This window comes from Actinomadura alba (assembly GCF_014323705.1).
GTDB lineage: Bacteria > Actinomycetota > Actinomycetes > Streptosporangiales > Streptosporangiaceae > Actinomadura_C > Actinomadura_C alba.
On record NZ_JABVEC010000031.1, the window covers coordinates 62,814 to 83,517 of the forward strand.

17 protein-coding genes are annotated in these 20,704 nt (G+C 70.4%); 7 read left to right on the plus strand and 10 right to left on the minus strand.

What is annotated here, in order from left to right:
• Positions 1-149 precede the first annotated feature (149 nt).
• Complete coding sequence (locus HKK74_RS30425; protein WP_246492139.1) at positions 150-1,235, plus strand: RtcB family protein; 1,086 nt, start codon at positions 150-152, stop codon at positions 1,233-1,235.
• 137 nt (positions 1,236-1,372) lie between these two features.
• On the plus strand, positions 1,373-1,816 hold the full coding sequence (locus tag HKK74_RS30430) for an SRPBCC family protein (RefSeq protein WP_187246828.1): 444 nt from the start codon (positions 1,373-1,375) through the stop codon (positions 1,814-1,816).
• A gap of 33 nt (positions 1,817-1,849) precedes the next feature.
• Here HKK74_RS30430 and HKK74_RS30435 read toward each other — a convergent pair whose 3' ends face one another.
• The 3 genes from HKK74_RS30435 to thyX all read right to left on the minus strand — a co-directional run bounded on the left by HKK74_RS30435 (position 1,850) and on the right by thyX (position 5,078).
• Entirely contained in the window at positions 1,850-2,641 is a 792-nt protein-coding gene (locus HKK74_RS30435) for an enoyl-CoA hydratase/isomerase family protein (protein ID WP_187246829.1), read from the minus strand.
• A 79-nt stretch (positions 2,642-2,720) separates the two neighbouring features.
• Complete coding sequence (locus HKK74_RS30440) at positions 2,721-3,479, minus strand: gamma-glutamyl-gamma-aminobutyrate hydrolase family protein (protein ID WP_187246830.1); 759 nt, start codon at positions 3,477-3,479, stop codon at positions 2,721-2,723.
• 801 nt (positions 3,480-4,280) lie between these two features.
• Positions 4,281-5,078: an FAD-dependent thymidylate synthase gene (gene thyX / locus HKK74_RS30445; RefSeq protein WP_187246848.1), complete on the minus strand. Its 798-nt coding sequence runs from the start codon at positions 5,076-5,078 to the stop codon at positions 4,281-4,283.
• A 256-nt stretch (positions 5,079-5,334) separates the two neighbouring features.
• On the opposite strand from thyX, the gene HKK74_RS30450 reads away from it, so the two are divergent.
• Positions 5,335-7,446 carry a molybdopterin-containing oxidoreductase family protein gene (locus tag HKK74_RS30450; RefSeq protein WP_187246831.1) on the plus strand — a complete coding sequence of 704 codons (2,112 nt, stop codon included), beginning with the start codon at positions 5,335-5,337 and terminating at the stop codon, positions 7,444-7,446.
• 244 nt (positions 7,447-7,690) lie between these two features.
• Here the strand turns inward: HKK74_RS30450 and prcA are convergent, their stop codons facing one another.
• Together prcA and prcB are read right to left on the minus strand one after the other, a co-directional pair.
• The gene (gene prcA, locus HKK74_RS30455; protein WP_187246849.1) at positions 7,691-8,530 is read right to left on the minus strand and encodes a proteasome subunit alpha; all 840 of its coding nucleotides are present in this window, start codon (positions 8,528-8,530) and stop codon (positions 7,691-7,693) included.
• Positions 8,531-8,551: 21 nt separating this feature from the next.
• Positions 8,552-9,397 (minus strand): proteasome subunit beta, encoded by an 846-nt coding sequence (gene prcB, locus HKK74_RS30460; protein ID WP_312881941.1) that lies wholly within the window; start codon positions 9,395-9,397, stop codon positions 8,552-8,554.
• A gap of 205 nt (positions 9,398-9,602) precedes the next feature.
• On the opposite strand from prcB, the gene HKK74_RS30465 reads away from it, so the two are divergent.
• Positions 9,603-11,165 (plus strand): hypothetical protein, encoded by a 1,563-nt coding sequence (locus HKK74_RS30465; RefSeq protein ID WP_187246833.1) that lies wholly within the window; start codon positions 9,603-9,605, stop codon positions 11,163-11,165.
• 177 nt (positions 11,166-11,342) lie between these two features.
• Here the strand turns inward: HKK74_RS30465 and HKK74_RS30470 are convergent, their stop codons facing one another.
• The 5 genes from HKK74_RS30470 to HKK74_RS30490 form a co-directional block, all read right to left on the minus strand.
• Positions 11,343-11,552 (minus strand): ubiquitin-like protein Pup, encoded by a 210-nt coding sequence (locus HKK74_RS30470; RefSeq protein ID WP_187238365.1) that lies wholly within the window; start codon positions 11,550-11,552, stop codon positions 11,343-11,345.
• Between the two features lie 192 nt (positions 11,553-11,744).
• Complete coding sequence (gene dop / locus HKK74_RS30475; RefSeq protein ID WP_187246834.1) at positions 11,745-13,262, minus strand: depupylase/deamidase Dop; 1,518 nt, start codon at positions 13,260-13,262, stop codon at positions 11,745-11,747.
• Between the two features lie 318 nt (positions 13,263-13,580).
• Positions 13,581-15,344: a proteasome ATPase gene (gene arc / locus HKK74_RS30480; RefSeq protein ID WP_187246835.1), complete on the minus strand. Its 1,764-nt coding sequence runs from the start codon at positions 15,342-15,344 to the stop codon at positions 13,581-13,583.
• Positions 15,345-15,549: 205 nt separating this feature from the next.
• Positions 15,550-16,533, minus strand: coding sequence for a tRNA (adenine-N1)-methyltransferase (locus HKK74_RS30485; protein ID WP_187246836.1), 984 nt, complete (start codon positions 16,531-16,533; stop codon positions 15,550-15,552).
• A gap of 32 nt (positions 16,534-16,565) precedes the next feature.
• Positions 16,566-17,732 (minus strand): site-2 protease family protein, encoded by a 1,167-nt coding sequence (locus HKK74_RS30490; RefSeq protein ID WP_312881942.1) that lies wholly within the window; start codon positions 17,730-17,732, stop codon positions 16,566-16,568.
• A 122-nt stretch (positions 17,733-17,854) separates the two neighbouring features.
• Here HKK74_RS30490 and HKK74_RS30495 point away from each other — a divergent pair, with 122 nt between their 5' ends.
• The 3 genes from HKK74_RS30495 to HKK74_RS30505 form a co-directional block, all read left to right on the plus strand.
• The gene (locus HKK74_RS30495; RefSeq protein ID WP_187246837.1) at positions 17,855-18,745 is read left to right on the plus strand and encodes a RecB family exonuclease; all 891 of its coding nucleotides are present in this window, start codon (positions 17,855-17,857) and stop codon (positions 18,743-18,745) included.
• A gap of 163 nt (positions 18,746-18,908) precedes the next feature.
• A complete protein-coding gene (locus HKK74_RS30500) occupies positions 18,909-20,111 on the plus strand; it encodes a sensor histidine kinase (protein WP_312881943.1) in 1,203 nt (400 codons plus the stop codon).
• 193 nt (positions 20,112-20,304) lie between these two features.
• The coding region (locus HKK74_RS30505; protein ID WP_187246838.1) for a response regulator at positions 20,305-20,704 on the plus strand (400 nt) is incomplete at its 3' end.

Genomic DNA, 20,704 nt, shown 5'->3' on the forward strand with positions numbered 1-20,704 from the left:
GCGAACCGACGGGACCGCTAGGGTCGAACCGACCTCGCGGCTGCTGAACCGCAGGCACACGGCGGCACGCCCGCCCGTCGCGGCGTGCCCCCTCCCGGCGCACGCCCGCCCCCACTCGACTCCTGTCATCGCCCGCCCTCGCGTCGCCGATGACGACGTTCAGCGACCCGGAAGGTCCCCATGACCGCGCGCCAGGACCCGCGCCTTGTCCGTACCGACGACCACTGGCTCCGCCTCCCCAACCCCTGGGACGTCCCCGTCGACGTCTGCGCGGGCACCGACGTACCGCTGGAGAGCAGCGCCGTCGACGAGATCCTCACGGTGCTCGAGACCGCCGGCACCCTGCGGCGGTTGGCCGAGGCGACACCCGGCCGCTCCGGTCCCGAACCGCGCATCACCCGTGTGGTGCCGAGCTGCAGTACGTCTCCGCGGTGCACGACGGGCCGGCCGCGTACGCCTGGGGGCTGTCGCCCGGTGCGATCGTGCTCATGGTGCACAGCGGATCACTCTCGCTCGGGCACCAGGCCAACGCGACCGGCCGCCACCGGGTCCGCTCGGTCTGGCCGGCCGGCCTGCCGATGCCGGGCAACGGGATCCTGCCCTTCCTGCTGGACGAGCGATCTGAACCCGCTCGCCGCCGCTACCTCGACGCCTTCGGCAACGCGGCCAACTTCGCGGTGGGCAACCGGTTCTTCCTCGCCCTGATGATGCGGTCGGCACTGGCGGCCGCGTGCGGCGAGACGTCCTCGCGGCTGGTCTACGACGCGCCGCACAACCTGTTCTGGGCCGGCGACGGGCGCGTGGTGCACCGCAAGGGGGCCACACCGGCCGGCGGCTTCGCAGAGTCGGGGCCGTACGGCATGTGGGGCGAGCCCGTCATCGTGCCCGGTTCGATGGGGGCGCCCAGCTACGTCCTGCGCGGCTCCGGCCACCCGCGTGCCCTCGCGAGCGCCTGCCACGGTGCGGGCCGCCGCGTTCCGCGCGGCGCCTCCGCCAAGGCGGGTGAGGAGGAGCTCGACGCGTTCCTGTGGGAGTTCCGGGTGGTCACACCGCTGAACCACCGCGATCCCGGCGTGGCACGGCGGGCCGACGTCATGGCGGCCTGGCGGCGCGACCTCAAGCAGGAGGCGCCCTGGGCCTACAAGGACATCGGCCCGGTGGTGTCCAGCCTGCGCGGTGCCGGTGTCGCCGACCCGGTCGTCGAACTGCGGCCGCTGCTCACCGTCAAGGGCTGAGGCAGTGCACCGGAGATCGCCTTTACGCTGTAGATCACATCGGGCCGGAGAACGGGGCGGGCGCCCGCCTCGCGCGTTTGCCCTCGTGCCGTGCGTGGGCAGAGCATGAGAGCACGCGTCTCAAGGAGGAGTCCGCCATGCCCAAGCCGTACGCCAGCGCCGTCATCAACGCCACGGCCGACGAAGTGTGGTCCTATGTCCGCGACTTCGGCAACATCGCCGAGTGGCTGCCCTCGATCGAGACCTGCGAGATCGAGGACCAGGGCGACGGCGGGGGCGGCTCGGGAGTGGGCGCGGTGCGGCGGCTGACCGGCGCGGGCGACGCGGTCTTCCGCGAGCGGCTCGTCGCGCTCTCGGACGCCGACCGCTCGCTGTCCTACGACTTCGTGGAGAGCCCGTTCCCCGTCCGTCGACAGCGCAGCACGATCCGGGTCGCGCCGGTCACCGACACCGGGCAGGCCTTCGTCGAGTGGTCGGGCGAGTTCGACGCCGACGCCGGTGACGAGGAGCGCATGACGAAGATCTTCGCTAAGGCGGTCTACGCCGCCGGCCTCGACGGGCTCCGCAAGCACTTCGGCTGAGCTCCGGGCCTGGCCGGGCCGGGCCCGGCGGCGTCAGGTGAATCTGGGAGGGCGCTTCTCGCGGACCGCCGTGACACCCTCCCGGATGTCGGCGCCGGTGAAGCCGAGGAACTCCATGGCGAGCGAGGCGTCGAAGGCCGGCCCGGCCTGCCGCAGCCAGTTGTTCAGGGCGTACTTCGTGAACCGCAGGGCCTCGGCCGATCCGCGTGCGAGCCGCCCGGCGATCTCCAGCGCCCTGTCGTGCACCTCGTCGTCCTCGACACACAGGCTCACCAGGCCGATCCGCTCGGCCTCCTCACCGGTGAGCGTCTCGCACAGCAGCAGGTAGTACTTCGCCTTGGCCAGGCCGCACAGCAGGGGCCAGACGATGGCCGCGTGGTCGCCGGCGGCCACGCCGAGCCGGGTGTGCCCGTCGATGATCCTCGCGGTCCGGCCGGCCACGGAGATGTCGGCGAGCAGGGCCACGGCCAGCCCGGCGCCGACCGCCGGGCCCTGGATCGCGCTCACCACCGGCTTGGAGCAGTTGAGCACGTTGTAGACGATGTCGCGTGCCTCGCCGAAGATGCGCGTGCGGACCGCGTGATCGGACATCATCTCCTCGATCATGGCGAGATCACCGCCGGCGGAGAAGGCCGTCCCCTCCCCGCGCACCACGACGGCGCGCACCTTCTCGTCGGCGTCGATGTCCCGCCAGATCTCCGCGAGCTCGCGATGTCCCGTCATGTCCACCGCGTTGAGCTTGCCCGGCGTGCTGATCGTGACCCGCAGGACCCCTGGCGCGGCCCAGTCCGTCTTCAACCGCTCGTACGACTCGTAACCGCTCATCCGTCGATCACCACTCCCTCACCGGCTGCACGCGCGTGGCCATTGTGACGTCTCGCCGGCCACCCGCGGGCCGGTGGGGTCAGCGGCCGGCCGCCTCGACGGCGAGGGCCTCGAACAACCGCAGGTCACCCGCCTCCTCGGGATTCCACTGGACGCCGAGGCCGAACCGGTGACCCTGCAGCTCGACCGCCTCGACGACCTGGTCGTCGGTCCAGGCGACGGCGACCAGTCCCTTGCCGAGGCGCTTGACCCCCTGATAGTGGTACGTGGGCACCTCGGCGAAATCCCCGAGGATCCGTCCGACCGTGCTGGTGACGCCGATCCGTACGCGATGGGTGCCGAACCGCGCGGGCGCGGGCGCGTGCCCCTCATGGCCCACGGCGTCCGGGAGGTACTGGACGAGGCCGCCGCCCCGCGCGACGTTCAGCACGTGCATGCCGCGCCCGATGGCGAGGAAGGGCAGGTCCGCCTCGATGACCGCGCGGATCAGCCCGAGCTCAAACCGATCCCGGTGCGGCTGCGGCGGCCCGGTGCGCTCGTGCCGCTCGGCTCCGTACAGCGCCGGGTCGACGTCGGCGCCGTCGGCGAGGACGACGCCGTCGAGTCCGTGGACCAGCGCACCGACGCCCCGTGAGCTCGTCGGCGGCAACAGCACGGGGACTCCGCCGGCCCGCTCGACGGCGCGTACGTACGGCACCGGCAGCAGCGCCGCCTCACGTACCCATTCCCCCCAGCGCGCCGGTTCGAGGTAGGTCGTCACCCCGATGAGCGGCGGGGCCGTGACCTGGCCGCGGTGCCCCCTTCCACCTCGGCCGGCCTCCTGCGTCGGCTCTCGCATGCCCGGATCCCCTTCCTCGGAGCAGTTGGCCACGACTAATCATGTGATGTACGCCTTTTTGCCGTTTTGTAGATCATCACGTCGCGTCGCCTGCCATTCGGGCTCGATCCCCCCGCCCCTACGGTCAGCTTGCCTCACCATCTCGGCTTGCGCAGGCCGAAGAGGGCAGAGCGGAGGGGCGTACGCGGATTCGGCCCAGCGAACGACACGACCCCGTCAGGCCACTGACCTGTGGCGAACCTGTGGGGAACCTGTGGCGGACGAGCAATGAGAACAGTTCCTGTTCCGCGCATAACGTCGCCATTCATCGGTACCCATCGGTATTCGACTTGTCGATATCACTATGGGTGACAAAGAATCATCGTTTCGCTACGCATTGTTTTATGTCGGCTGTTTTCACCTGAAACGGTTGAGCCCCAGCCGGATGCGGTGTCAGACTTCTCGCCGACGAAGTGCGCGTCCACGGTACGCGATCATGCCGCTGAGGGGGTGGCGTGATCCGTGGTGTCGGAGCGCCGGCGCGAAACGACCGGGAGGCAGGCAGGACCGACGACCTCGGAACCTCCCGGACCGGCAGAGACCCGGCAGAGGGACACCGGCATGGGGACACATCGTTCGGCGGGGCCCCACCAGCCGGCGCGCTAACGCAGGAACAGAGCGGTGCGCTCGTCGCCGGGTAGAACGACTCGACCGCCGGCTCGGCCAGGGTGATGTCGCCCGGTGTTCCGAAGGTCGCGATGGTGCTGAAGAACGACAGCTCCACGCCATCGCGACCGGTCGCACGGCACCGGGCCGGCCGGGTCAGACCTTTCGCCAGCCCGGCACCCAAGCTCCGTCCTCGACCACGTAGTCGGAGAACAGCGCGGGCGCCTCCTGCCGCATCAGCTCGCCGATCCGGCCGAAGAGCAGCCGGATCTCCTCCTCGGCACCGGCCGCCGTCCGGGCCTCGATGGTGTGACGGAGCGTGCGCACGTTGGCCGTCCACACCAGCCCCGTGGCGACGCCCTCGGGGGCGAACCGGCGCATGAACGAGGTGTGGTGCTTCTTGACCGAGAACGGCACCCCCTCCTCGTCCAGCCCGAAGTGACCGGCCATCCAGCCCTGGAACTCCTCCATCTGTTCCAGCAGGGCGGTGGCCCGCTTCATCAGCTCCTGGTCCTCGCGCGCCCACTCGGGGAACCAGAACGGGATGTCCTGCAGCCGCACGAAGCGCAGCGACTCCTGCGAGATCGCCACCCCGGGCCGGTGCCTGACCAGCTCGTGCGTCAGCACCCGGCTGACGTTGTGCAGCACGAAGCTGAAGTTCACGTGCTCGAGCACCGAGCCGTGCAGGCTGCGCAGGATGTTCTCAAGGTACTGCGTCTGGTCGGTGCGGACCCTGGACACGTTGGGGTTGAGCCCCGGCTCCCAGGACCGGTAACACAGCCGCCCGGCGAACTCGGCGAGGTTCTGAGGGTCGTTCAGCTCGGCGTCGAGGTCACCCCGGTCGAGCCGCTCCAGCCAGCTCTCCCCGCCCACGTCACTCAGGTAACGCGCCACCTCGGCATAGTCGAGCTCTGGCCGCGCGACCAGGAACACCTCGGGTTCGACGCTCTTCACTCTGGCAACCCCCACGGTCGGAACACACTCTTCTATCGCCCCCAAGCAAACCAGACGGCGGCGGCGTGCGCCCGTCCGCCCCACCGTCCCCCGGTCGCGCTCCCCTTCGCGCCGCCGGTAATGCGCGTCCCGATGTCACGCTCCTGAATTGCTTGCCGCACACTAGGGGGATCCATCGACCACGCCCATCGACGCGCACATCAACGCGCATATCGACGCGCATATCGACCACGCCATCGACCATGGAGGTGCGACCATGACGGTCACCGAGCCGCCCGGCGCAACCGGATCGCGGCCCCGCACCGAGCTCGAAGTGCTGGGCGCGTGCCCGCTCGACTGCCCCGACACCTGTGGCTGGGTGGTGACCGTACGGGACGGGCAGGCCGTCGGGCTGCGCGGGGACCCGCGTCACCCGTTCACCCGGGGTGCGCTGTGCGTCAAGGTCAACCGGTTCCTGGAGCAGGCCGCCGCGCCGGACCGGATCCTGCACCCCCTGCGCAGGACCGGCCCCAAGGGCTCGGGACGGTTCGAGCGGATCACCTGGGACGAGGCCCTCGACGAGATCGCCGGACGGCTGAGTCAGATCATCGACGAGCACGGCGGCGAGGCCGTCTGGCCCTTCTGGGGCACAGGCACGCTCGGCTACCTGCAGGGCCTCGAGGGCTCCCCCGGGCGCCGGCTCTTCAACGTGCTCGGCGCCTCTCAGCACGACGACACGATCTGCTCGGTCGCGGGCAGCACCGGGCTGAAGTACACGATGGGCACCTCGGCCGGAATGGACCCCGAGGACCTGGCGCTGTCCAAGCTGATCATCCTGTGGGGCACCAACACACTCACCAGCGGCCACCACCTGTGGAAGTTCATTCAGCGGGCCCGCGCCGGCGGCGCACACGTCGTGGCGATCGATCCGGTGCGCACTCGCACCGCGCAGCAGGCCGACGAGCACCTCGCCCCGATCCCGGGCACCGACGCGGCGCTGGCCTTCGGGCTCCTGCACGTGATCATCGGTCTCGGCGCCGAGGACCGGGACTTCCTGGACCGGCACACCATCGGGTGGGCCGAGCTCAGGGAGCGCGTCACCGAGTTCCCCCCGGAACGGGTAGCGGCCATCACCGGCCTCCCCGCCGAAGCGATCATCGCGCTGGGCGAGCGGGTCGCCCGTACCCGCCCGACGGCGATCCGGGCGACGATGGGCATCCAGCGCCACGCGGGAGGCGGCAACGCCCTGCGCGCCCTCGCCTGCATCCCGGGCGTGACCGGCGACTGGTCGAGGCCCGGTGGCGGGCTGTCGTACTCCACGGGGGGCCATTTCCCCCTCGATCACGCCGCGCTCGTGCGCGACGACCTGCTCGCCCGGCCGACCCGCACCCTGTCGATGACCCGGCTGGGTGACAACCTGCTCGACCTGGACGACCCGCCGGTCAAGGCGCTGTTCGTCATCGCGGCCAACCCGGCCGCCAGCAACCCGGACCAGAACAAGGTCCGCCGCGGCCTCGCCCGCGAGGACCTGTTCACCGTCGTGCTGGAGCAGTTCCCCACCGACACCGCCGACTACGCCGACATCGTGCTGCCCGCGACGATGCAGCACGAGCACGTCGACGTGCACAACGGCTACGGCCATCTCTATCTGGTGTGGAACGAGCGGGCCGTGGCCCCCGCGGGTGAATGCCTGCCCACCTCCGAGACCTTCCGCCGGCTGGCGCGCCGCCTGGGACTGACCGAGCCGAGCCTGTACGACTCCGACGAGGAACTGGCCGGGCAGCTCCTCGGCTCCGGCCACCCCCGGCTCACCGGGATCACGCTGGACCGCCTGCGAGAGGAAGGCCATGTGCGGCTGAACGTGCCCAAGCCGTTCCTGCCCTTCGCCGACGGGTTCCCGACGCCGTCCGGGAAGCTGGAATTCCTGTCCACCCGGGCCGCGCGGGAAGGGCACGACCCGCTGCCGGACTACGTGCCGCCGGCCGAGGTGACCGACACCGAGCGGGCGGCGCGGTTCCCCCTCGTCCTCGTGTCGGCCGCGTCCCATCACTTCCTGAACACCGTGTTCGGCAACAACCCGGAGCTGCGCCGGCGCGCCGGCGCGCCGTCGATCACTCTGCACCCCTCGGACGCCGCGGCTCGGGGCCTCACCGGCGGTGAGCGGGTCAGGGTCGGCAACGACCGCGGATCCTTCGAGGCCGTCGTCGAGGTCGGCGACCGGGTCAGGCCCGGCGTGGCCGCCACGACCAAGGGCCACTGGGCCAAACTCACCGGCGGCGGCAACGTCAACGCCACCGTCGCCGAGCGCGACTCCGACATCGGCGGTGGTGCCGTGTTCCACGACAACCGCGTCGAGGTGGAGCCGACGGAGCCGCCGCCCGCGCCGTGACGCTCCGGCCCGCCGGTTACAGGTGCGCCGCCGGTTCAGGTACGCGGCGGGGTCAGGTACGCCGGTACGGATCGAACGGGTCGGTGCCTCCCGCTACCGCAGCGTCCGCCAGCCGGGCGGGGCTTATCTGCCACCAGATTGTCAGGAACGCGCCGCCCGGCCGCCGTACCGGACGCGCGACGGCGCGGAGCCCCTTCCGGGTCTCCGCGCCGTCGATCTGATCGTGAGATCGTCGCAGCCGGGATCAGGTGCCCTTCGGAGCCTCCGTGCCGCCCGCGCCGTCGCCGCCGTCCCCGCCGTCGGCTCCGCCCGCCTCGCCGGCGCCCTCCGTACTCTCGGCGCCACCGGTGCCGCCGTCCTCGGCGCTCTCCTCGGCGCCCTCCTCGGACGGCCCTTCCCCGGCGGCCTCGGTCAGCAGTTGCTCGATGCGCGACGAGGTGAGCCTGCGGAACAGCCGGTGCTCACGGTTGCGATCGAGCACCGCCACCTCGAGCGCCTTGGCGTCGAGATGCCGGTCGGCGTCCTGCTGCTCGAGGGCGTGCACACCGGCGCGCAGGGCCTCGGCGAGCCCCAGCCCATCGCGATAGCGCTCCTTCAGCGCCTCGGCGACCGCCTCGGCCTGGCCGCCCATCGCCACGAAGCCGTGCTCGTCGGCGACCGAACCGTCGAAGGTGAGCCGGTAGATCTGGTCGGTGGCGGCGTCCTCGCCCACCTCGGCGACGACCAGTTCCACCTCGTACGGCTTGTTCTGGTCGGTGAAGATCGTGCCGAGCATCTGCGCGTAGAAGTTGGCCAGGCCCCGGGACGTGACGTCACTGCGGTCGTACATGTAGCCGTTGACGTCGGCATAGCGCACACCGACGAGCCGGAGGTTCTCGAACTCGTTGTACTTCCCGACCGCGGCGAACGCGATCCGGTCATAGATCTCGCTGACCTTGTGCAGAGCCCGTGACGGGTTGTCGGCCACGAACAGGATCCCGTCGTCGTACTGGAGCACGACCACGCTACGGCCCCGCGCTATGCCCTTACGCGCGTAGTCCGCCCTGTCCTTCATCTGCTGGTCGGGCGAGACGTAGAACGGCATGGACACCGGTGGGGATCCCTTCTATCGCAGCGGGGCGGCCGGGCCGCCCGGCGCCTGGTATCGAGCGTCGACCACGGTCTGCGAGAGGCCGCCGGCCTCGTCGTCGGAGAGCCTCCTGAAGCCGTCGGCCGTCACCGACGCGACCATCGGGTAGATCCGGCGGATCATGTCGGGACCTCCGGTGGCTGAGTCGTCGTCGGCCGCGTCGTACAGCGCGTGGAGGCACGCGAGCGCCGTGTCCTCTTCGGACAGCTCGGGCCGCCACAGTTTCTTCAGCGCTCCGCGGGCGAACACCGATCCGGACCCGATCGAGTGGAACTCGCGCTCCTCGTACTTCCCGCCGGCAGCGTCGTAGCTGAAGATCCGGCCCGCGCCGTGGTCTTCGTCGAAGCCGGCGAACAGCGGCACCACGGCGAGGCCCTGCATGGCCATCCCGAGGTTGCTGCGGATCAGGGTGGCGAGCCTGTTGGCCTTGCCCTCGAGGGAGAGCATGCGGCCTTCCATCTTCTCGTAGTGCTCCAGCTCGACCTGGAAGAGCCGGACGATCTCCAGCCCGATCCCCGCCGTGCCCGCGATGGCGATGCCGGACAGCTCGTCGGCCCGGAAGACCTTCTCGATGTCGCGCTGGGCGATCATGTTGCCCGCCGTCGCCCGCCGGTCGCCCGCGAGGACGACACCGCCAGGGAACGTCGCCGCCACGATCGTCGTGCCGTGCGGGATCTCCTCACCCGCCGCGACCGCCGGCGGCGTGCGCCCGCCCGGCAGCAGCTCAGGGCGGTAGGACCCGAGGAAATCCGTGAAGGACGACGGCCCAGGGCTCGTGAATGCCCCCGGGAGCCGTCCAGCGTGCGAATCGTGAGACGCCACGCGACTCCTTCCCTCTTCACCGTGGACCGGGAAGTCCCGGCGCACCATGGAACTGCTTACGACCCTACTGTCCCGGCAACGCGCCGCGCATGCGGCGTGATCCTTCCCTGAGTCCGCTCACGGCGAACCTGCCCCGCGACCCCTGCCCCGCAACGGCCTTGAGCACTCCCGCCGCACGGGCGCCCGGCACCATTACGATGACCATGTGGCGTCGGAACCCTCTGGCCTGTCGGGGCCGTCCCCGGACGGCCCGCCGTTGCCCGGCCGGGCGGACCGGCACGGCCTGCCCACCGTGCCGGGCATACCGATTCCGCCCGGCGCGTCCTATCGGCCGGTCCAGCCGATGCGGCCGCCGCCGGAGGTCACCGGCGCTCCCCCGCATGACCCGGCGGTCCCCCCGCCCGTCGGCGAACCCCCCGCCGTGGAGGGCGACCCGTTCACCCTCGCCGAGCACCACACGCGCGCGGCGGTCACCGGGCCGTGGTGGGCCGGTGCCGCACCCGCTCACCGCCGGCAGGTGCTCGCCCCCCACCTGCTCATGCTGCCCGACCTCACATGGTGGACGTACGGTGCCTGGGCCCGCTGGTACCGGTGGCACCCCTCGGACGGCCGCTGGGTCCCCTGCCCGCCGCCCGGCGCCGCCGCCGCCCGCCGGTCCGCCGTGCCGGTGGGACCCGGCACCATGCCACCACCCGTACCGGCCGAGATCCTGCCCGCCGCGCACGATGCCGGCCCGGCTCCCTGGCCGCCCCGGGCCGTCGCGGGACAGGACGTCCCGGACGCGCTGGCCGACCGGCTCCGGCAGGTCGTCACCCAGGCCGCGCTGACCCCCGCCGCCGACTACCCGCTCGCCTGGAACCACTTCCTGCACGGGACGCCGAGCACCATCGCGGCCACCTGGAGCACCATGGTGTGGTGCGCGTCCGTGCCGCTGTTCGACTCCGAAGCGGAGAACGATCTACTCGGCCTCTGGAAGCCCTATCTGGCCCACCCGGTGGGCGGCCCCGGCCGTCTGCGCTGGCTGATGCCACCGCCGCTGCGGACCATCGCGGGCCTGTACGCCGAACGGCTGCGGGCCGGCCGCCCCGACGCCGCGAGCCAGATCGCACGCAACATGCTCATGACCGCGCAGGCGGTGCGCGACGATCAACGTTTCGAGCCCAAGGCCTCCGCGCTGCAGGCGATCCTCGAACCCGTCCTCGAGGGCCCGGGGATCGACCATCCCGCGATCCCCTACGGCGATCAGGCGATGGAACGGCACTGGAGCATGCGCTGCCCACCGGCCCTCGCCCCGACGCTCTTCGCCGACACCGCGCCCGGCCCGGGCTTCCAGCTCGCCCTCTATGACCTGGCGGAGGCGGTACGGCCGCTGTGCGGCGACCCCGAGGACGCGGACTTCGTCGAGCCCCGGCACGCCGCCGTCGCGCTGCTCGCCGCCGACCTGGAGGGTTACCGCCCCGACCTCGCGACGCCGATCGGCGAGTGGCTCGACCCTGAGACCCGCGGCATGCTGGCGGCCGTCCTGCGCGAACCCGGCCATCGGCTACGGGCGCTGTGGCCGTCCCGGGGAAGGCCTCCTGAGCCGTTCCGGCCGGCGGACGCCGAGGAGGCGGCGGCTGTGCTCGGCGCGGCGGCGGCCGTGGATTTCGCATGGTGCCGCCTCGTGCACGACATCCCCATCCCCGCCGGCGGTTTCGCCGTTCCCGGCGCCTACGCCGCGACGCTCGGCGAACTCCGCGGAACGAGTGACGGCGTGGAAACACCCTGAGAGCGGGCCGCCCCGGTGCGTGCGCCGGGGGCGTGCCCCATCCTGAACGTCTTCGCGCGGTGCCCGCCGCACACCGGGACCGTGCGTCTTCTTCTGCCTAGGACATATCCTGCGGCGCACGCCAACGGCGGTCGCGCCTTCTCATCCGTCGCGATAAACCAGCTTTACCGCGATTATTCACTGGCCGCCTTTTTGCACGTAGGAACGGACGAATTCCTCGGCGTTCTCTTCGAGCACCTCGTCGATCTCGTCGAGAATGGCGTCGACGTCGTCGGTGAGCTTGTCCTGCCTGTCCTGGACATCCTCGGTGGTCGAGGCCTGAGCCTCCTCCACCTCCTCGTCACGCCGGGTGGTCTGCTTCTGGCCACCCGTGTCCTTCGTCGCCATGCTCAGCCTCCGTAAATGCCGGGAGTCCGACTCTACCCTCGACCACCCGCAACGAGCGAAGATCACAGCCCGTTCCGCCCGTCGCCGTCGATCGAGGGCCCTGCCGGGGTTATCGCCCGTATCCGGACCACTGAAACGGGCAAACCGGTCACGACCCTGCGACAGCCGCAACCGGGTCGTGTGACCGGAGTGTCAGTTGTGACCGGTGAGCGCGGCGACGAGGTCGGAAGCGGTCCGGCATCGGTCGAGGAGCCCGCCCACATGCTGCTTGGTGCCCCGCAGCGGCTCCAGCGTCGGCACCCGCTGCAGAGACTCCCGGCCGGGCACATCGAAGATCACTGAGTCCCACGACGCCGCGGCGACGGCGTCCGCGTACTGCCGCAGGCAACGGCCGCGGAAGTAGGCCCGGGTGTCCTCGGGCGGGTCCTCAACGGCCGCCGTCACCTCGGCCTCGGTGACGATCCGCTCCATGCGGTCGCGCGCCACGAGCCGGTTGTAGAGGCCCCGGTCGGGCCGGATGTCGGAGTACTGCAGGTCGACGAGCTGCAGCCGGGGGTGCGACCAGTCGAGCCCGTCACGGCTGCGGTAGCCGTTCAGGAGTTCGAGCTTGGCCACCCAGTCGAGCTCCCTCGACAGCTGCGAGGGGTTCTCGCCGAGCCGGTGCAGCACGGACTCCCAGCGATTCAGCACATCCGCGGTGCTCTCGTCGACGTCGGCGCCGAAGCGGTCCTCGACGTACTTGCGGCTCTGCTCGAGGTACTCCATCTGGAGCTGCACGGCGGTCATCTTGCGGCCGTCCCTGAGCGTCAGGAGGTGTTTCAGGCTCGGGTCGTGCGACACCGCCCGCAGCGCCGCCACCGGCATGTCGACGGACAGGTCGACGGTGAGGAAGGAGTCCTCGATCATGGCCAGCACCAGCGCGGTCGTGCCCACCTTGAGGTAGGTCGACACCTCGCTCATGTTGGCGTCACCGATGATCACGTGCAGGCGCCGGTACTTCTCCGGGTCCGCGTGCGGTTCGTCGCGAGTGTTGATGATGGGCCGCTTCAGCGTGGTCTCGAGGCCGACCTCGACCTCGAAGAAGTCGGCCCGCTGGCTGATCTGGAAGCCCTCGCCGCGCCCGTCGACGCCGATGCCCACCCGCCCGGCCCCGCACACCACCTGGCGCGAGACGAAGAACGGCGTGAGATGCCGGACGATCTCGGAGAACGGCGTCTCACGCTTCATCAGATAGTTCTCGTGGCAACCGTAGGAGGCGCCCTTGTTGTCGGTGTTGTTCTTGTAAAGCTGGATCGGCTGGGTGCCGGGCACCATCGCCGCGCGCCGGGCGGCGTCGGCCATCACCCGCTCCCCCGCCTTGTCCCAGATCACGGTGTCGCGCGGGTTGGTGCACTCGGGGGTGGAGTACTCGGGATGTGCGTGGTCGACGTACAGCCGGGCGCCGTTCGTGAGGATCACATTGGCCAGTCCGAGATCCTCGTCGGTGAGCTGGCTCGGGTCGGCGACCTCACGGGCGAGGTCGAAACCCCGCGCGTCCCGCAGCGGGTTCTCCTCCTCGAAGTCCCACCGGGCCCGCCGGGCCCTCGCCGCCGAGGCGGCGAGATAGGCGTTGACGACCTGTGAGGAGGTCACCATCGCGTTCGCACCTGGCTGACCGGGTACGGAAATGCCGTACTCGGTCTCGGTCCCCATCACCCGCCGAACACTCATATGGACGAGCCTAGTGTGCTTTGGGCCATGGCCCGAGAGGCACCACGGGATCGTGACCCGAATGGGCGCTCGCACAACACTGTCATCAGCCCCCCGAATAGATCATATTTTTGCAGGTGATGACGGCATTACGGGAAAGCCGCCATCTCGACCCGCCGGGAGCCGCGCATGACACCGGATGCGACTTTCCAGGTACGGATCGCGTCGGGCGCCACGGTCGGCGGCCGTCCCTCCCCACCGCGAGGGGCCGCGGGACCACTTCGCGCCGGTGTGTCGTCACCCGGCGGCACGTGGCCCCGCAAGCCCCGCGCTATGACCTCATAGGTACTGACCGGTGTTCGCCACCGTGTCGATCGACCGTCCCGCCTCGGTGCCCTGCTTTCCGGACACCAGGGTGCGGATGTAGACGATCCGCTCGCCCTTCTTACCGGAGATCCGCGCCCAGTCGTCCGGGTTGGTGGTGTTGGGCAGGTCCTCGTTCTCACTGAACTCGTCAACGCATGCCGCGAGCAGGTGGTTGACGCGCAATCCCTTCTGACCGGTGTCGAGGAACTGCTTGATCGCCATCTTCTTGGCCCGGTCGACGATGTTCTGGATCATCGCTCCGGAGTTGAAGTCCTTGAAGTAGAGCACTTCCTTGTCACCGTTGGCGTAGGTGACCTCGAGGAAGCGGTTCTCCTCGGTCTCGCTGTACATCCGCTCGACGACCCGCTGGATCATCGCCTCGACCGTCGCCTCGTGCGAACTGCCGTGCTCCTTCACGTCGTCCGGGTGCAGCGGCAGGCCGGTGAGGATGTACTTCGAGAAGATGTCCCGGGCCGCCTCGGCGTCCGGACGCTCGATCTTGATCTTGACGTCCAGCCGGCCGGGCCGCAGGATCGCCGGGTCGATCATGTCCTCGCGGTTCGAGGCGCCGATGACGATGACGTTCTCGAGACCTTCGACGCCGTCGATCTCCGACAGCAGCTGAGGGACGATCGTGTTCTCGACGTCCGAGGACACCCCGGACCCGCGGGTCCGGAAGATGGAGTCCATCTCGTCGAAGAACACGATCACCGGAGTTCCGGCGGAGGCCTTCTCGCGAGCCCGCTGGAAGACCAGGCGGATGTGCCGCTCGGTCTCGCCGACGTACTTGTTGAGCAGCTCGGGGCCCTTGATGTTGAGGAAGAAGCTCTTGCCCTCCTGCCCGGTCTTCTCCGCCACCTGCTTGGCCAGCGAGTTGGCGACGGCCTTGGCGATGAGGGTCTTGCCACAGCCCGGCGGGCCGTACAGCAGGACGCCCTTCGGAGGACGGAGTTGGTGTTCGCGGAACAGATCGGCGTGCAGGTACGGCAGCTCCACCGCGTCGCGGATCTGCTCGATCTGCGGGCCGAGCCCGCCGATCTCCGAGTAGGAGATGTCAGGGACCTCTTCGAGGACGAGCTCTTCGACCTCGGCCTTGTGGATCTTCTCGTAGGCGTATCCGGATCGGGTCTCGAGCATCAGCGAGTCGCCCGCTCTCAGCGGGACGCCGCGCAGCGGCTCGGCAAGCTTGATCACACGCTCCTCGTCGGCGTGCGCGATCACAAGGGCGCGCTCGCCGTCGGCGAAGACCTCTTTGAGCATGACGACCTCGCCCTGCTCTTCGAAGTGCAGCGCCTCGACGACGTTGAGCGCCTCGTTGAGCATGACCTCCTGGCCACGCTTGAGCTCCTCGACCTCGACACCCGGGCTGACGTTCACCCGCAGCTTGCGCCCGCCGGTGAAGATGTCGACCGTTCCATCGTCTCGGGCCTCCAGGAAGACGCCGTAACCGGACGGCGGTTGCGCCAGCCGGTCGACCTCCTCCTTGAGGGCGATGATCTGCTCCCGTGCCTCCTTGAGTGTCGACACGAGACGCTCGTTCTGACCGGTTACGGCGGCCAGGTTGGCTTGCGCCTCATGGAGGCGTTCTTCGAGCACACGTACTTGGCGGGGGGATTCCGCGAGCTTGCGGCGCAGCACCGAGATCTCCTCCTCGAGGAAGGAAACCTGAGTTTGGAAGTCACGAACCTCCTTGTCGTGCTGCGCCCTGCGCGCCCCAGCATCGTCACGAGCGGCCACGCCCCGTCACCTCCTCACGAAGAGCCGACGACCTACTCAGAACCCTACCTATCTGGAGCGGTTCCGTAACCTGCCCAATAGGTGGCCGTGTCGTGCCGAACCGATCACCCTGCGTAAGGGCGGGTGACTGTGGGGAAGGCAAAGGCCCTTCCGAGGGCACGGTAGCCACCGAAACCATCACAGACGAGCATGAAAGCCGCAAACTTCACGCACCCGAGGATTCGGAGCCGCCCGCCGCGGGCGGCAACCGGCTCTGTGTGAATTCGACGTTAATCCCGTCGCCACTCGTGGTGTCCGGGCGCTCCTCGTCGGCGCCGCCATAGGCGCCCTTCGCCGGCCGGCGGCGGCGGCGAGGCGGCACGACCCCGTCGGCCAGCCGCCGGGCGGTGACGAGGAAGCCGGTGTGCCCGACCATCCGGTGATCGGGCCGTACGGCGAGCCCCTCGACATGCCAGGAGCGCAGCATGGTCTCGAAGGCGTACGGCTCGGCGAACGAGCCCTGCTCGCGGAGCGCCTCGACCACCCGGGACATCTGCGTGGTCGTGGCGACGTACGCGCACACCATCCCGCCCGGGATCAGCGCCTTGGCGGCGGAGTCGAGGCACTCCCACGGGGCCAGCATGTCGAGCACGACCCGGTCGACATCGGTCTCGTCGATGGCGTCCTGCACCGAGCCGACGGTGAGCCGCCACGACGGGTGCGGACCGCCGAAGAACCGCTCCACGTTCGACCGCGCCACCTCGGCGAAGTCCGGACGGCGCTCGTAGGAGGAGACGAGTCCGCGTTCGCCCACCGCGCGCAGCAGCCAGCAGCTGAGGGCGCCGGAGCCGGCCCCCGCCTCGACCACCCGGGCGCCGGGGAAGACGTCGGCCATGGTCACGATCTGTGCCGCGTCCTTCGGGTACACCACGGCGGCGCCGCGCGGCATCCGTACGGCGTAGTCGGCGAGCAGCGGCCGGAAGGCCAGGTACTCGGTGCCGCCGGTGGAGCGCAGCACAATGCCCTCGGGACGGCCGATGATCTCGTCGTGCGGCACCGAGCCCTTGTGCGAGTGGAACAGCTTTCCCGGCTGGAGCGTGATGGTGTTGATCCGCCCCTTGGGGTCGGTGAGCTGAACCTGGTCGCCGGCGCGGAAGGAACCGTGCGGGATACGGCCGGTGGAGTCGCTGATCGAAGTCGGTTCGCTCATGATGGGTCAAGGCTATCGGGACCCGGCGGGGCTCAGACGCCGGCGAACGCCTGATCGATATCGCTGACGGCGAGCACGCCGTAGACGCCGCCCGTCGGCTCGACGAGCAGGTACTCCGACGCCGGAGCCCTGCGGATGGCGACGACGAGATCCTCACCGGACAGGTCGGCGGAGAGCTCGAGACCGGGCTCGAGACCCCGGGACAGGTCACCGACCTCTATCCAGGGCCGCCGGTTCTGCGGGGTGGCGAGCACCGCCTTCTCGCTGACCAGGCCGGTGGGCCGTCCGTCGTGGTCGACGATCACGATCGCGCCGGACCCCTCCTCGTGCGCCCTCCGTACCGCCTCGGCGAGCGGGACCCCCGCGGTGACCAGGGTGGCCCGGCGCGCCAGCCGGCGGGCCTGCAGCAGCGGGATCCGGTCGCGCAGGCGTTCGGTGCGGATCGCCTGGGTGGCGCCGACCCAGATGAACGAGGCGATGAGGGCCGACCAGATGAGCGACACCCAGCCGAAGCCGAGATCGTCGGCGCGGTAGGTCGCGGCGAGGGCTCCGCCCATGAGCACCAGGACGGCGACCGCCCGGCCGACCCATCCGGCCACGATGGTGCCCATCCTGGGCTGTCCGGTGAGCTTCCAGATGGCGGCCCGGATCATCCGGCCGCCGTCCAGTGGGAGGCCCGGCAGCAGGTTGAACACGGCGACCACGAGGTTGGCGAGCGTGACCGCCTCGATCAGCAGGGTGGCCACCGGCGGCAGGGTGACGAACAGGGTGGTGAGCAGCCCTGCGGCGCCCAGCAGCAGCGACAGCAGCGGCCCCGCGAAGGCGATCAGGAACTCGCGGCCGGGCGTGCGCGGCTCTCGCTCGATCTCGGACACCCCGCCGAGGATGTGCAGGGTGATCGCCCGTACCGGCAGCCCGAACAGCCGCGCCACGACCGAATGACTGAGCTCGTGGACGAACACCGACGCGTACAGCAGCACGGCGTAGGTGAACGCGACGAGATAGCTCACGGGCCGGTCGACCACCTGCGACGCGGGCGCCTCGAAGATCCAGGTGATCACGACGGCCACGATGAACCAGGTGGGCGAGACGTACACCGGGATGCCGAACAGGCGTCCCATGAGCAGTCCCGGCCGCCGGCTCGCACGCTCGTCGTCGGGCCCGGATTTCCCCCCGGATTCGGGAGTTCTGTCTGCCACGATGTCGATGCTATGCCCTCGGACGCCGTGGCCCGGGCGGATGTGCTGATCATGACCGGCGGGTACGCGCACGACGGCGGGGTGCGGGAATTCGTCGCACCCGTCCCCTACGCTTTCGGCTCATGACGACCACAGCCGATCCCGCCGTGCCAGTGATCGGATCGCTGTCTCCCTCCCGGGCCGGGGACTTCATGACCTGCCCGCTGCTGTACCGCTTCCGGGTGATCGACCAGATCCCCGAGAGACCGAGCCCCGCCGCGGTCCGCGGCACCCTGGTCCACGCGGTGCTCGAGCGGCTGTTCGACCTGCCCGCCGCCGAGCGGACGGTGCCCGCGGCACTGGACCTGCTCGACCCGCAGTGGGAGCGGCTGCTCAGCGAGGACGCCGGCCTGGCCGAGCTGTTCGACGGCGACGCGCAGGGGACGGCCGAGCAGGCCGAATGGCTGGCCCAGGCCCGGCAGATGCTCGAGCGCTACTTCGCGCTCGAGGACCCGCGCCGGCTCGAGCCGGCGGAGCGGGAACTGTTCGTCGAGACGGTGCTGGAGTCGGGACTGAAGCTGCGCGGATACATCGACCGGGTCGATGTCGCGCCCACCGGCGAGGTACGCGTCGTCGACTACAAGACCGGCGCCGCCCCGCGGGTCGACTTCGAGGCTCGGGCGCTGTTTCAGATGAAGTTCTACGCTCTGGTGCTGTGGCGGCTGCACGGCACGGTGCCGAGACTTCTGCAGCTGATGTACCTCGGCAACGGCGAGATCCTGCGCTATGCCCCCGACGAGGCGGATCTGCGGGCGACCGAGCGTAAGGTCGAGGCGCTCTGGCAGGCGATCCGGCGGGCGATGGACACGGGTGAGTGGCGGCCTCGCACGAGCCGCCTGTGCGACTGGTGCGATCACAAGCAGCGCTGCCCCTCGTTCGGCGGGACCCCGCCGCCGCTGCCCTCGGTCCCCGCCGCCCGCACCTCCCCCGCCGACGAGGAACCGCCGTCACGCGACCGCCGCGCCGACGTCTGAGCGGACCGGGCCCGGCGCCGCGCGCCGCGACCGGATCGGACCGCCCAGGAAACCCGGCGGAACGGGCGAACAGGCCCGCTGACCGGCGAGTCATCCTTCCGGAGGAGACGAGATCCCCGTTCAGGAGGGCTCGCCGCCGGACACGACGCCCTACTGTGAAACCGTGTCACCGCCCAACCGCGGCCTCCGGCTCTGGCTGCACACCCACCCCACCACCCGTGACGGCGTCATCGCCCTCATCCTCATCGCGGTGGGACTGCCGCACATGTTCCTGCAGAAGCTGCCGCCGGAGCTGGCGTACAAGGACGCCGACGCGCTCAACGTGGTCATCGTCGTCGCCTCGATCGCCGTCCTGACGCTGCGGCAGCGCTACCCGCTCACGGTGCTCGCGTGCGTGCTGGCCGGCGAGATCGCGCTGACGGTCCTCGACTATCCCCCCGCCGCCGGGGACATCCTGGCCTTCCTCATCGCGGTCTACACCGTCGCGGCACATCGTGGTCTCGCGCACAGCGCGTTGGGCGGCGTCATCGCACTCGCCGCCTTCTTCTTCATGATCTCGCACATCAACGAGGTCACCTTGGCCGAGCAGATCACGAACGTGGCGCTGCTGATCGGGGTGTGGTGGCTCGGCCGGGGTCTCCGGCTGCGCCGCGCCTACCTCGCCGAACTCGAGCACCGCGCCATGCGGCTGGAGCGGGCCCGCGGCACCGACGCGCGCGCCGCCCGCGTCGAGGAGCGGTCCCGCATCGCCCGCGAACTGCACGACGTCGTGGCGCACCACGTCAGCGTGATGACCGTGCAGGCGGGAGCGGCCCGCCGCATCCTCGACAAGGATCCGGAGCGGACCCGTGAGGCGCTGAGCACCATCGAAGAGGTGGGCCGCACCGCGCTCAGCGAGATGCGCCGTATCGTCGGCGTGCTGCGCACCGAGCGCGACGCCGAGCCCAGCGGGCGGGAACTCGCGCCGCAGCCCGGCGTGCACGACATCGGCGGCCTCGTCGACCAGGTCCGCGAGACGGGGCTGTCCGTCCAGCTCTGGATCGAGGGAGAGCTCCGCCCGCTCTCACCAGGCGTGGACCTGGCCGCCTTCCGGCTGGTCCAGGAGGCGCTCACCAACACGCTGAAGCACGCGGGCCCGCAGGCTCGCGCCTGGGTCCGGCTGAACTACGGCGACCGTCAGCTCACGGTGGACATCGAGGACGACGGGCGCGGTGTCGCGGCCGCCCTCGGCGACAACGGTGACCGTCCCGGTCACGGCCTGGTCGGCATGTACGAGCGCGTCGCCCTCTATGGTGGCGAACTACGGATCGGGCCCCGCAAAGGCGGAGGTTTCGAGGTCCGGGCCCGATTCCCTCTGGAGGCATAGAATCTCGTGACGACCGTGCACAAGTACGCCCGTACCCCACGTCAGGGCGCCCGCGAGCAGCCGAGCGGAGCGAGGCCATGAGCCGCGAGTGGCGCGGTGGCGGCTGGACTGAGAAGCGCAGGGAGCCTGCGACCGGAGCGACGAGGGAAGCCGCCACCTCGAAGCGCCGCGAGCAGCTGAGCGGAGCGAGGCCATGAGTACAGTCCGGGTGCTGCTCGTCGACGACCAGCCGCTGTTGCGCACCGGCTTCCGGTTGATCTTGGAGGCCGAGAGCGACATCGCGGTGGTGGGTGAGGCCGGTGAGGGCGCGACCGCGGTGGATCTCACCCGCTCTCTGATGCCGGATGTGGTGCTCATGGACATCCGCATGCCGGGAGTCGACGGAATCGAGGCCACCCGGCGGATCGTCCGCGAGGGCGCCGCGACCCATGACCCGCGGGTGCTGATCCTCACGACGTTCGATCTGGACGAGTACGTCATCGAGGCGGTGCGGGCGGGTGCGAGCGGCTTCCTACTGAAGGACTCCCCGCCGGAGGATCTCGTGACGGCGATCCGGATCGTCGCGGCGGGTGACGCGATCGTGGCGCCCAGCG

Bases quoted from the DNA above. Each gene is read 5' to 3' on its own strand.
- HKK74_RS30425 (WP_246492139.1), top strand. From the start codon at position 150: ATGACGACGTTCAGCGACCCGGAAGGTCCCCATGACCGCGCGCCAGGA.
- HKK74_RS30430 (WP_187246828.1), top strand. From the start codon at position 1,373: ATGCCCAAGCCGTACGCCAGCGCCGTCATCAACGCCACGGCCGACGAA.
- HKK74_RS30435 (WP_187246829.1), bottom strand. From the start codon at position 2,641: ATGAGCGGTTACGAGTCGTACGAGCGGTTGAAGACGGACTGGGCCGCG.
- HKK74_RS30440 (WP_187246830.1), bottom strand. From the start codon at position 3,479: ATGCGAGAGCCGACGCAGGAGGCCGGCCGAGGTGGAAGGGGGCACCGC.
- HKK74_RS30450 (WP_187246831.1), top strand. From the start codon at position 5,335: ATGACGGTCACCGAGCCGCCCGGCGCAACCGGATCGCGGCCCCGCACC.
- prcA (WP_187246849.1), bottom strand. From the start codon at position 8,530: ATGCCGTTCTACGTCTCGCCCGACCAGCAGATGAAGGACAGGGCGGAC.
- HKK74_RS30470 (WP_187238365.1), bottom strand. From the start codon at position 11,552: ATGGCGACGAAGGACACGGGTGGCCAGAAGCAGACCACCCGGCGTGAC.
- dop (WP_187246834.1), bottom strand. From the start codon at position 13,262: ATGAGTGTTCGGCGGGTGATGGGGACCGAGACCGAGTACGGCATTTCC.
- HKK74_RS30485 (WP_187246836.1), bottom strand. From the start codon at position 16,533: ATGAGCGAACCGACTTCGATCAGCGACTCCACCGGCCGTATCCCGCAC.
- HKK74_RS30495 (WP_187246837.1), top strand. From the start codon at position 17,855: ATGACGACCACAGCCGATCCCGCCGTGCCAGTGATCGGATCGCTGTCT.